This is a genomic window from Pseudomonas edaphica (assembly GCF_965277385.1).
GTDB lineage: Bacteria > Pseudomonadota > Gammaproteobacteria > Pseudomonadales > Pseudomonadaceae > Aquipseudomonas > Aquipseudomonas edaphica.
Map to the genome: position 1 here is coordinate 4,850,957 of NZ_OZ255725.1, position 11,841 is coordinate 4,862,797.

Annotated in this window: 12 protein-coding genes; 2 read left to right on the forward strand and 10 right to left on the reverse strand. The window is 59.3% G+C overall.

Going from position 1 to position 11,841, the window contains the following annotated elements:
- Nucleotides 1-43: 43 nt before the first annotated feature.
- Complete coding sequence (locus tag ACQY47_RS22155) at nt 44-790, reverse strand: 3-oxoacyl-ACP reductase family protein (protein ID WP_428551879.1); 747 nt, start codon at nt 788-790, stop codon at nt 44-46.
- 105 nt (nt 791-895) lie between these two features.
- On the opposite strand from ACQY47_RS22155, the gene ACQY47_RS22160 reads away from it, so the two are divergent.
- A complete protein-coding gene (locus ACQY47_RS22160; protein WP_099548785.1) occupies nt 896-1,819 on the forward strand; it encodes a LysR family transcriptional regulator in 924 nt (307 codons plus the stop codon).
- A 201-nt stretch (nt 1,820-2,020) separates the two neighbouring features.
- On the opposite strand, the gene ACQY47_RS22165 is transcribed toward ACQY47_RS22160, so the two are convergent.
- The 3 genes from ACQY47_RS22165 to ACQY47_RS22175 form a co-directional block, all read right to left on the reverse strand.
- A complete protein-coding gene (locus ACQY47_RS22165; RefSeq protein WP_428551882.1) occupies nt 2,021-2,743 on the reverse strand; it encodes an aspartate/glutamate racemase family protein in 723 nt (240 codons plus the stop codon).
- Nucleotides 2,744-2,756: 13 nt separating this feature from the next.
- The gene (locus ACQY47_RS22170) at nt 2,757-4,286 is read right to left on the reverse strand and encodes an NCS1 family nucleobase:cation symporter-1 (RefSeq protein WP_428551885.1); all 1,530 of its coding nucleotides are present in this window, start codon (nt 4,284-4,286) and stop codon (nt 2,757-2,759) included.
- Nucleotides 4,287-4,752: 466 nt separating this feature from the next.
- Nucleotides 4,753-5,487, reverse strand: a complete 735-nt coding sequence (locus tag ACQY47_RS22175; RefSeq protein ID WP_017134733.1) for a phosphoadenylyl-sulfate reductase — start codon at nt 5,485-5,487, stop codon at nt 4,753-4,755.
- Nucleotides 5,488-5,638: 151 nt separating this feature from the next.
- Here ACQY47_RS22175 and thrH point away from each other — a divergent pair, with 151 nt between their 5' ends.
- Nucleotides 5,639-6,256: a bifunctional phosphoserine phosphatase/homoserine phosphotransferase ThrH gene (gene thrH, locus ACQY47_RS22180; RefSeq protein WP_017134734.1), complete on the forward strand. Its 618-nt coding sequence runs from the start codon at nt 5,639-5,641 to the stop codon at nt 6,254-6,256.
- A gap of 109 nt (nt 6,257-6,365) precedes the next feature.
- Here thrH and ACQY47_RS22185 read toward each other — a convergent pair whose 3' ends face one another.
- From ACQY47_RS22185 to ACQY47_RS22210, 6 genes are all read right to left on the reverse strand, one after another.
- Nucleotides 6,366-6,722: a helix-turn-helix domain-containing protein gene (locus tag ACQY47_RS22185; protein ID WP_099548788.1), complete on the reverse strand. Its 357-nt coding sequence runs from the start codon at nt 6,720-6,722 to the stop codon at nt 6,366-6,368.
- Entirely contained in the window at nt 6,722-7,024 is a 303-nt protein-coding gene (locus ACQY47_RS22190; RefSeq protein WP_099548789.1) for a type II toxin-antitoxin system HigB family toxin, read from the reverse strand. Before ACQY47_RS22190 ends, ACQY47_RS22185 begins: the two co-directional genes overlap by 1 nt.
- A 227-nt stretch (nt 7,025-7,251) precedes the next feature.
- The gene (gene pabB / locus ACQY47_RS22195; RefSeq protein ID WP_428551891.1) at nt 7,252-8,595 is read right to left on the reverse strand and encodes an aminodeoxychorismate synthase component I; all 1,344 of its coding nucleotides are present in this window, start codon (nt 8,593-8,595) and stop codon (nt 7,252-7,254) included.
- Between the two features lie 185 nt (nt 8,596-8,780).
- Complete coding sequence (locus ACQY47_RS22200; RefSeq protein ID WP_017134738.1) at nt 8,781-9,767, reverse strand: alpha-L-glutamate ligase-like protein; 987 nt, start codon at nt 9,765-9,767, stop codon at nt 8,781-8,783.
- Nucleotides 9,767-11,299, reverse strand: a complete 1,533-nt coding sequence (locus ACQY47_RS22205; RefSeq protein WP_017134739.1) for an inactive transglutaminase family protein — start codon at nt 11,297-11,299, stop codon at nt 9,767-9,769. The genes ACQY47_RS22200 and ACQY47_RS22205 overlap by 1 nt, the downstream gene beginning before the upstream one ends.
- Nucleotides 11,300-11,304: 5 nt before the next feature.
- Entirely contained in the window at nt 11,305-11,838 is a 534-nt protein-coding gene (locus ACQY47_RS22210; protein ID WP_017134740.1) for an ATP-dependent zinc protease family protein, read from the reverse strand.
- Nucleotides 11,839-11,841: the final 3 nt, after the last annotated feature.

Here is an 11,841-nt window from a genome sequence, read left to right on the forward strand (position 1 = left end):
TCCTCAAGATCGCCATCGCAGGCAAGCCAGCTCCCACATTTGGTTATGCGCTGAAACCACCATCAATGGTCAAGCTCGCACCCGTGATGTAGCCCGCCTCCGGACCGGCCAGGTACGCCACGAAGCTGGCAATCTCCTCCACATGCCCATACCGCCCAACCGCCATCAACCCCATCAAACTCGCTGCAAACTCACTGTCTGCCGGGTTCATATCGGTATCCACCGGCCCAGGCTGCACATTGTTTATGGTGATGCCACGCGGTCCCAGATCCCGTGCCAGGCCCTTGGTCAACCCCACCAGCGCCGCCTTGCTCATCGCATACGGCCCGCCACCGCCAAAGGGCATGCGCTCGGCATTGGTGCTGCCGATATTGATCACGCGGCCGCCTTCACCCATGTGTTTGGCCGCTTCCTGAGTGGCGATAAATACACTGCGCACATTGATCGTCAGGGTCTGGTCGAAGTCTTCCAGCTTGAAATCTTCCAGTGGCGCGATGGCCAGCACGCCGGCGTTGTTCACCAGGATATCCAGGCGCCCAAAGGCTTCGACGGTGGCGTTGACGGCGTTGCGAATCGCCGTGGCATCGGCACTGTCGGCCTGAATGGCCAAGGCTTTGCCGCCTGCGCTGATCACGCTGTTTCGCAGTGCCTCGGCCTTGGCGGCAGAGCTGACGTAGGTAAAAGCAACGGCTGCACCTTGCGCTGCCAGACGTTTGACGATGGCGGCGCCGATACCGCGGGAACCGCCCTGGATCAATGCAACTTTGCCGCTGAGATTGTGTGTGGTCATGTCGTTCTCCAAGTAGTTGATGGACCGAGTATCGGCCTCACCCACCCAAGCCGGTAGACCGTGATTGCTATAGTCTGTGTAAACCAAAAGTTTAGAGTGGTCGATATGGAGAGCTTTGGCAGTATCGAATGTTTTGTGCGCAGCGCCGAAGGTGGCAGCTTTGCCGAAGCCGCCCGGCATCTGAGTTTGACCCCGGCGGCGGTCGGTAAAAGCGTCGCGAAGCTGGAAGCACGCCTGGGTGTTCGGCTGTTTCAGCGTAGCACCCGGCGGCTGACGCTGACGGAAGCCGGCAAGCTGTTTCTCGAAGAAGTCAGCGCCAGCCTCACCACCATCCAGAATGCCGTGGCTAACTTGGCCAGCGCCGAAGGGCGGCCGGTGGGCACCTTGAAAGTGAGCATGGGCACGGTGGTGGGGTGTTTGTACATCGTGCCGTTGCTGGGCGAGTTTCTGAAGCGCTTCCCGGGTATCAGCCCCGACTGGCATTTTGATAACCGTCAGGTCGATCTGATTGGGCAGGGCTTTGACGCCGCACTGGGCGGTGGGTTTGAACTGCCTCAGGGGGTGGTCGCACGCAAGCTCGCGCCGGCGCATCGAGTGCTGGTGGCCTCGCCCGATTACCTGACGGCACATGCGGAGGTTGTGCAGCCGGCAGACCTTGAGCACTGCGATGGCATCCTGATTCGTTCGCCACAAACCGGCCGTGTGCGTTCCTGGCAACTGACCGGTCGCCACGGCGAGCACGGCCCGTTGAACCTCAAGGCGCGCATGACCATGAGCGATTCCCAGGCGGCCTGCGTCGCGGCAGACCAGGGGTTGGGCATTGCGCTGGTGAGCATGCCGTTTGCCGTGCCTTGGCTGGCGAGCGGTAAGTTGGTACGCGTACTGCCCGATTGGTATGTCGACGACGGCAACATCTCTATCTATTACGCCGAACACAAACTGCTGCCCGGCAAGACCCGAGCATTTGTGGACTTCATCATCGAGCAGTTTACCGAGCAGAAACTGGGGCAAGCATTCAGCGCGATTTGATCACTACCATCTACCGAGTCGCGGCCATCGTCTGTAGTAAGGCGCCCGTTGTGGCGAGCAGGCTTGCCCTGCGTTGGGCTGCGAAGCAGCCCCAAATCCAGGCGCTGAGTACTTTCAGAAGGAACTTCAGTGTGTTTACTGGGGCCGCTGCGCAGCCCAACGCAGGGCAAGCCTGCTCGCCACAGGAGAATATGGATGCCTTCAGCGGTGGCCTGGCCAGCCGATCACTTTCTTCGGCCTTGGCGTTGCGTAAGTCCTGATCTTCGACGTCGACAACCCCAGGCGCACCAGCGATTCGGCAATGGTGACCGCCGCCGTGACGCCATCCACCACCGGCACGCCGGTACGCTGGCGAATCTGCTCATCCAGCCCGGCCATGCCGCCGCAGCCCAGGCAGATCACTTCGGCCTTGTCGTCGCGAATGGCCAGCTCCGCCTCGCGCACGATGGCTTCCATGGCGGCCTGCGGGTCTTCTTCCAGCTCCAGCACCGCCATGCCGCTGGCGCGGACCGAGGCGCAGCGTTGATAGAGACCCGCGAGTTTCAGGCGGTCTTCGATCAACGGCACGGTGCGGTCCAGGGTGGTGACCACCGAATAGGCATGGCCCAGAAACATCGCCGTGCTGGCCGCCGCTTCGGTGATGTCTACCACCGGCACGTTGAGCAATTCCTGCAAGCCTTCACGGCCATGTTCGCCGTAGCCGGCCTGGATCACCGCATCAAACGGTTGGTCGTAGGCCATCACCCGGTCCATCACGGCGATGGCGGCCAGGTAGCTTTCAAAGTTGCCTTCCACCGATTCGGCGCCAAAGTACGGGGTGAGCCCGACAATTTCGGTGCCCGGTGAAGCCACGGCCCGCGCCTGCTGGGCGATGGTGTCGGTGATTGACGCGGTGGTGTTGACGTTGACCACGAGGATGCGCATGGAATGTCCTTGATTAATGACTGGCGTTATCGACTGCAATGCTTTCGCCGCTGACATCGGCGTAGAACGTTTGGCGCTTGGCGATCAGCAAGTACAACAGCCCTGCAATACCGGCGCCAAACAGCCAGGAAAACGGTGCGACGCTGGCAAAACCGGGCAACAGTGCCAGCAGAATGGCGATGATTGCCGCAGGAATAAACGCCGCGACCGCGCGTAAATTGACCCCACGGCTGTAGTAATAAACGCCATTCGGGTCTTCGCTATACAGCTGCAGTACATCCACCTGGCTTTTACGGATCAGCCAATAATCGACCATGATCACCCCATACAACGGCCCCAGCAGCGCACCCAGCCCGGAGAGGAAATACACGATCACCAGCGGGCTGTTGTAGAGGTTCCACGGCAGGATCAGCACCGCCACGGTGGCGCTGATCAGCCCGGCCCGCCGGAAGTTCAGGTACTTGGGCGTCAGGTTGCTGAGCACAAAGGCTGGCGCGACAAAGTTGGCCATGATGTTCACCGCCACGGTAACGATCAGGAACGCCAGGCAGCCGAGCACGAGAAAGAAGGTATTGGGGATGGCCGCAATGATTTCGGTCGGGCTTTCGATCACCCGGCCATTGAGCTGGAATTGCCCGCCGCAGAGCAACACGGTGATCACGGCAAACACCAGGATATTCACCGGCAAGCCCCAGAAGTTGCCGACCAGGATGGTCTTGCGGCACGGCGAGGAGCGCGCGAAGTCACAGAAGTTGAGGATCAGCGTGCCATAGATGCTCAGCCACAGCGCGCCACCGGCAAAGATGTTGCGCCACATCTCGCCGCCGCTCAAAGGCTCGCGGATCGACCAGGCAATATTGCCGCCGACCTGGAAGTACATCCAACCGGCCAGCGAAGCCACGGTCACCAGAATCACCGGCCCGGCGAAGGCTTCATAGCGGCGCACCATTTCCATGCCGTACGCCAGGATCGCCAGTTGCACAAACCAGATCGTGATGAAACACGCCCAACCCAAGGTCGACAGGCCGAGAATGGAGTTGTGGTCATAGTCGGCAAATCCTGGATGAATTGCCGACAGCAACACACGGAAAACCACCGAGGCCAGGTAGGTCTGGATACCAAACCAGGCGATCGCAATCACCGCACGGATCAGCGCCGGGATCTGCGCACCATGGATGCCGAAACTGATACGGCTGATCACCGGAAACGGCACGCCGGTTTTCTGGCCCATAAACCCCGACAAGTTCATGAAGAAATACACCAGCGCTGCGCTGATCCCCAGGGACAGCAGAATCTGCCAGCCGCCGAGGCCCAGCGCATACAGGCCGATGGCAAACGAATAGTTGGCGATGTTGTGCACGTCGTTGGTCCACAACGCGAAGATGCTGTAGCGCCCCCAGCGTCGGCCTTCGGCTTTGGTGGGGGCCAGGTCCTTGTTGTGCAGGCGCGGGCTGAGCACCAATGGGCCGGGGCTTGCGGCCTCGAGGTTCAGGGCGGAGGAGGGCAGATCCAGTGCGATGTCATTCGAGAGGCTTGTACGCATTCCGGCAGGCTCCGGCGCATCTGCAGGAACGCTGCAGATGGCAAAGTGTATGTATGTTTTGTATTTATTGTATACAAAGAGCAATTCACCTTAAGCCACATGCGTGCCAGTTTTGGGTCTATGAAAATCAGGGTTAATTTCGTTTTTATAGGTCTGTTGAATAAATTGCTGAATTAAAAGCAATATAAATTGACCGATTGAACAGGTATTTATTTTTTGTGGGAGGCGCTTTATTTAAGAGGGAAGCAGCGTTAGGAAATGAGTGTTACGTTTTGGTGCGGGAGAATACGGATTGCACACATAAATGGCACTTATGGTTACATTAGTGTGTACATTTTTATGGGCTGCCCAAAACAAAATGTGGGAGCGGGCTTGCCCGCGAAGGCGGCCTCTCAGCCGACTTATAAGTGACTGATCCACCGCAATCGCGGGCAAGCCCGCTCCCACATTTTTACCGCGTCAGCCCTCAAGCCTTGCTGATGATATTCCCAGCATGCAGCCCGCATTCCTTCTGCGTGGCTTCTTCCCACCACCAGCGGCCTTCGCGCTCATGCTGGTTAGGCAATACCGGGCGGGTGCAGGGCTCGCAGCCGATGCTGATAAAACCGCGCTCATGCAGGCTGTTGTAGGGCAGCTCCAGCATGCGGATATAGCCCCAGACTTCCTCGCTGGTCATCTGCGCCAGCGGGTTGAATTTGTACAGGGTGCGCTCCGGGGTGGAGAACGCTGTATCGATCTCCAGCGCCGCCACCTGGCTGCGGGTGCCGGGGCTCTGGTCGCGCCGTTGGCCGGTGGCCCAGGCGTTTACGCCGGACAGTTTGCGCCGCAGCGGTTCGATCTTGCGCACGCCGCAGCATTCACCATGGCCGTCTTTATAGAAGCTGAACAGGCCCTTTTCCTTGACGAAGGGTTCCAGCTTGCTCTGGTCCGGCGAGATCAGCTCGATGTCGATTTTGTAGAAGTCGCGCACCTGCTCGATAAACCGGTAGGTCTCCGGGTGCAGACGGCCGGTGTCGAGGCTGAACACCTTGACGTTCTTGTTCAGCTTCCAAGCCATATCGACCAGCACCACATCCTCGGCACCGCTGAAGGAAATCCACAGGTCATCACCAAACTGGCTGAATGCCAGCTTGAGAATGTCCTGAGCGGATTTGTTGGCATAAGTCGCGGCGAGTTCAGCGACGTCGAAGGCTTGGTTCATCAGGACGGTTCCTACAGGTCAGTGGCGCTGAGCGCTCTATAGGGGAGTGATGGTATCAAAATCCGCTCTGCGTTGCGGCGCCGCGCTTGAATCGCTAGAGTTCGGCAGTCCTTTTGCTCGCTCAACTAACAACATCCAATAGGAGTGTCTTGTGGAAATTGCCTGTCTCGACCTGGAAGGGGTGCTGGTTCCGGAAATCTGGATCGCCTTCGCCGAAAAAACCGGTATTGAATCCCTGCGGGCCACCACCCGTGACATTCCCGATTACGACGTGTTGATGAAGCAGCGTCTGCGCATTCTTGACGAGCATGGCCTCAAACTCGCCGATATCCAGGAAGTAATCGCGACCCTCAAGCCGCTGGACGGCGCCATCGAGTTCGTCAACTGGTTGCGCGAACGCTTCCAGGTGGTGATTCTGTCGGACACCTTCTACGAATTCTCCCAGCCGTTGATGCGCCAGCTGGGTTTCCCGACCTTGTTGTGCCACCGCCTGATCACTGATGAAAATGATCGAGTGGTGAGCTATCAACTGCGTCAGAAAGACCCTAAGCGCCAATCCGTGCTGGCGTTCAAGACCCTTTACTACCGCGTGATCGCCGCTGGCGATTCCTACAACGACACCACGATGCTGGGTGAAGCTGACCGTGGGATTCTGTTCCATGCGCCAGAAAACGTGATTCGCGAGTTCCCGCAGTTCCCGGCAGTGCATACCTTTGAGGACTTGAAGAAAGCGTTCATCAAGGCGTCGAATCGGCAGTTGAGCCTGTAAGTGACTCAGCGCTGTTGATGGCCCCATCGCAGGCAAGCCAGCTCCCACACTGAATGCGGTCAACCTGTGGGAGCTGGCTTGCCCGCGATGAGGCCCGTGCGGCCACTGCCTAAACCCCGGCCAGTAACCGCTCATATGGAATGCTCAAGCCTTCATGCAGCCGCTTGATCATCGACAGGCTCAGCTTGCGCTTGTGGTTCAGCACCTCTGACACCCGCCCACTGGTGCCGATAAAGGGCTCCAGATCACGGGCAGTCATGCCTAATTGCTCCATGCGAAATCTGATCGCCTCCACTGGGTCCGAAGGCGGCATGGGAAAGTGTTCCGCCTCGTATTTCTCAATAAGCACGGCAAGAATTTCCAGCTCGTCACCCTCTGGCGAGCCAATGTCCGCGCCCCAGAGCTGCTCCACACGCGCAAGCGCAGCGGTCAGGTCTTCCTGGGAATGAATAGGTTTGATGTTCATCACACGGTCTCCGCGTTGATCTGGTCGTACTGCATATGGGTTCCCACGAAACGCACGAACCCCAGCTGTCGTTGATAGTCGATCGCCATGATCACTCGATACTTGTTGCCGCCCACGTTGAAAACAACTCTGCCGCCCTTGAGAATGCTCGCCGTTCCAAGCTCTGCCTTGAGTGCCTGTGGCGTTGTGTAAGTGGTCCTCTCCATATGGCGATACAGTTCGACCAGCGGTGTTTTGGCATCGGTATAAGCGCGATGGCTTTCCCAGAATGTCCTTAAGGTAGAGAGGGCGATTATCCGCATCGCTGCTCCCTCCCAATTTGGGAGATATTAGGTGGGGTTCGTGTGAGATGCAATCCCGGAAATAATTTCTGACGAGTAGGCATTCGCTTCATGTGATCCTTCACAGGTGGCGGGTGGACGGTCTGAGCCGGACGCTATCCGCCCGCTCATACTGCGTCCACAGCCGTTCTGATTCAGGTTTTTTCTGTCGCTGGGCGCCGCGTACGAGCGCCAGGAAAGGCGGGGTGCTACAGGTTTTCCAAAGTGTGTAACAAGACCCGCACCTTGGTCAGCGACTCTTGATACTCCGCCTCCCACTCCGAATCCGCCACGATCCCGCCACCGCCCCAGCAGTTCACGTGCCCATCCTTGACCAGCAAACTGCGGATGGCGATGGAGCTGTCCATCTCGCCGCGTACATCCAGATACACCAGCGAGCCGCAGTACAACCCGCGTCGGGTCGGCTCCAGCTCATCGATGATCTGCATCGCGCGAATCTTCGGCGCGCCGGTGATGGAGCCGCCAGGGAAGCTGCCGGCGATCAGGTCGAGGGCGTCTTTGTCGTCGGCCAGAACCCCCGTCACGCTGCTCACCAAGTGGTGCACATTGGGATAACTTTCCAGGCTGAACAACTCTGGCACTTTCACCGAGCCGGTGCGGCAAGTGCGGCCGAGATCGTTGCGCAGCAGGTCGACGATCATCAGGTTTTCGGCGCGATCCTTGGGGCTGGCCAGAAGTTCGGCGGCGTTGGCGGCGTCTTCTTCTGGCGTCAAACCCCGCGGGCGGGTGCCTTTGATTGGGCGGGTTTCGACCTCGCGTTTGCTGATCCGCACGAAGCGTTCCGGCGACAGACTGAGTACCGCGCCGTCATCGGGCAGGCTCTGAAACCCGGAAAACGGTGTAGGGCAGGCCTCGCGCAACGCGCAATACGCCACCCAGGGATCGCCGCTACAGGGCGCGCGAAAACGTTGCGCAAAGTTGACCTGGTAGCAGTCGCCCGCCTGGATGTAGTCCTGAATACGCGCGATGGCCTGTCGGTAGGCCTCGGGCGTGAGCTCCGGTGCCATGGGACCGTTGAGCTTGAAGGTGTCAGATGATTCAGCAGCAGGTTGCCCGAACAGGTTGACCAACCGCAGCCGTTCGCTGTCGGCCAACGTGGGGTGAAAGACCAACTGGCTGGTCTGTGCCTGGTGATCGCTGATCAGCGCCCAGGCATACAGCCCGAAGCGCGCATCCGGCAGGTGCAGGTCATCCACGGCCCAATCAGGCAGTTGCTCCAGGTGCCGGCCAAAGTCGTAACTCAAGTAGCCAATCAAGCCGCCAGCAAACGGCAGCGCATAACCTGCAGGCAGATCCGCTTCGCCCAACTGCGTCAGGTTGGTCCGCAAGCGTTGCAGGAAATCACCGCCACTTTCGTCAGGCGCAACCGTCAATGTCGCTCGCGGCCAGGCGCTGAGCAAGTCATAACGCCCGCGTTCGGCAGCCGGGCGGCCACTGTCGAGCAGCACTGCGCCAGGGGCATGACGAATCGCCGCAAAGTAGTCGGCAGGGTTGGCCCGGTAGGGCAGCGGGTGTACGGAGCAGGTCGACATTGCAGGGTGGATCAGCTGTTGGCGTGGGGGTGGCGATTGTAGTCCCCTGAAGGGTTTGGTCCTAGAGGGGATGTCGGTGATAGCTGGATAGAGGTGTTGCTTGTCAGAAAGCTATCGCAGGCAAGCCAGCGCCCACTGGTTGATCGCGTTCTCATGTGGGAGCTGGCTTGCCTGCGATGAGGCCATCAGCCTTCTACCGCAGGAATATGCCCAAACATTTCCTGCACAAACTTCACCCGTTCTTCCGCAGTTTCGGTCACGCCAGCCGCTTTGAGTTCGTCCAGTCGCGCTTCAACCGCATGGGTACGCAACGTCAAACCGCAGTCGTTAGCGATCTGGATATTCAGCCCCGGTCGCGCATTCAGCTCCAGGATCAACGGACCTTTTTCCTGGTCCAGCACCATGTCCACGCCGATATAGCCCAGCCCGCACAGCTCATAGCAGCCGGCCGCGAGCTTCATGAACCCGTCCCAGTTGGGCAGCTGCACGCCATCCACCGCGTTGGTGGTGTCGGGGTGTTTGGTGATGATGTTGTTCAGCCAGGTGCCGCGCAGGGTCAGGCCGGTGGCGAGGTCCACGCCCACGCCAATCGCGCCCTGGTGCAGGTTGGCCTTGCCGCCGGACTGGCGGGTCGGCAGACGCAGCATGGCCATCACCGGGTAGCCCATCAGCACGATAATGCGGATATCCGGCACGCCTTCGTAGCTGATGCTCTTGAAGATCTGGTCGGGCACCACGCGGTATTCGATCAGTGCGCGGTCGCGGTGGCCGCCCAGGGAGTACAAACCGGTGAGGATGCTGGAGATCTGGTGCTCGATTTCTTCATGGCTGATGATCTTACCGGACACCGTGCGGTATCGCCCTTCAAACCGGTCGGCTACCACCAGGATGCCATCACCGCCGGCACCCTGGGCCGGTTTGATCACGAAGTCGCTGCGCCCGCCGATGATCTCGTCGAGCTTGTCGATTTCCTTCTCGGTGGAAATGATCCCGTACATCTCGGGCACATGGATGCCCGCCGCAATCGCCCGTTCCTTGGTGATGATCTTGTCATCCACGATCGGGTACAGGCTGCGCTTGTTGTACTTGAGCACGTAGTCGGCGTTACGCCGGTTGATGCCCATGATCCCTCGTGCTTCGAGGGCCTTCCAGGTTTTCCAGAAGCCGAACATTACGAATCAGCCTTGAGGAAGGCCTTGAAACGCACCAGCTCGGTCAGGCGATAGCCGCGATAGCGACCCATGGCCAGCATGAAACCCACCAGGATCAACAGGATGGCCGGGAAGGTGAACACAAAGTAGACCAGCTCCGGCACGCTCATGATGATGTGCGCCAGGGCGGCGGCGAACAGTGTGCCCACGGCCACTTTCAACGCATGGTTGGCACCACGTTCTTCCCAGGTGATCGACAGGCGCTCGATGGTCATGGTCAGAATCACCATCGGGAACAGTGCTACCGACAACCCGCGTTCCAGGCCCAGCTTGTGGCTGAACAGGCTGATGGCCGCAATCAGCACCACCACAAAGGTCAGCACCACCGAGAGCCTCGGCAGCATCTGCAGCTTCAAGTGTTCCAGGTACGATCTGAGCGACAGGCCCAGCGCGGTGATGATAGTAAACAGCGCAATGCCGAAGCCCAATTGCGTCTCGCGAAACGCCAGGGCGATCAGTACCGGGGTGAAGGTGCCCAGGGTTTGCAGGCCGATCAGGTTGCGCAGGATCAGAATCACCAGCACGCCGATGGGGATCATTACCATGATCATGAAGGTTTGCTGGGTTTGCAGCGGCAGGCCGTACAACGAGTATTCGAGGAAATTGGCGTCGGTGTTTTCGTCCGTCAGCTTGGCCAGGCGAATCGCGTTCATCTCGCTGTTGTTGAGGCTGAAGGTCACTGCGGCCTTCTTGCCGCCATCCACCGTGATCAGGTTTTCATCGCCAGTCCACCACAGCAGCCGGTCGGACGGCAGGCCTTGCTCGCCGGTTTCCGGGTTGAAGTACAGCCAGTCATTGCCGTTGAAGCTGCGCAGCCACAGTTCCGGAGTTTGCGGCTGGTCGGCGACTAGCCGGATGGTGTGGACTTTTTCCACCGGCACATGGGCGATGGACAGCAACAGTTCGACGATCTTGGCTTTGTGTGGCGTGGACGGGTCGCCCGCCAGCAATAGCTTTACATTGTCGTCGTTGAGGTTGTTGGTGCGCTTGATCGCCTCGGTGATAAAGGTCTCGACGTCGGCCGAATGCTGGCGGATCGGCGCCAGCAGGGCTTCGGCGGCGATTTTTTCCGGGCCTTCCACAGCGATGCTGTCACGGAAGGTCGGGCCTTTGACCTTGACCTTTTCACCGCTGTAACGCTTGGTCAGCACCAGGCGGTAATACAGGGTCTGCTTGCCTTTGGCCCGGCGCGCCGACCAGGTGACCTTGCGGTTGCCGTCGGTGCGGTTGACGCTCACGCCGTAGTTATTGGAAATAAAGCTTTCATTGAGACTGACGAAGTCGCGGCTCAGGGGCGGCACGAACATCGAGATCTTCACCGGGTCCTTGGGGTTGGCGACGAACTCGACCTTGGCGTCGATGTTCCACAGGTCGTCGGTGGCGTCTTCGGTGACGGGAATTCCCAGCACGAAAATCTGATAGGCGGTGACCGAAATACCCAACACCACCAGGATGGTGATGAGGATTCTCAGGTGCAGGGTCAGAGAGCGCATTCGGTTTACTCGGCGGTATGAGCGTCGGCGGCGCAGGCGGGTTTGCCCGCTGCGTATTTAAGACTGGGGTCGACCAGCGCATCAAAGCGTTTCAACGCTTCGGAGCCGATCAGCAGCGGGTATTGGAAGGCGCTGCGGTCAGTCAAGTTCACTTCGATGCTGCGTAAAGCGGTGCCCATGCAGATATCCAGGGAGATCACTGGGCGGGCGGTGTAGTTCTTGTCCTCATCGGGGTCGTAGTCACCGGCGCGGCGCTTGATCTTGCTGACGCGGGCCAGGGGGCGTTCGATGGGGTGGGAATGGGCGGTGTCGATGGCGAGATAAAAGCGTACCCAGGATTCGCCGTCGCGCTTGAAACGCTTGATATCGCGGGCGCTCAACGAGGCAGTCTTGGCGCCGGTGTCGAGTTTGGCGGCGACTTCCAGGTCGATGCCGGCCAATTTGGCGTATTCATTCAGGCCATACACGGTCTTCTCGGCGGCAACGCCAAGGCCAGGTATGCACAGTAGGCAAATAAGAAGGAAGGGCTTGAGTCTCATAGA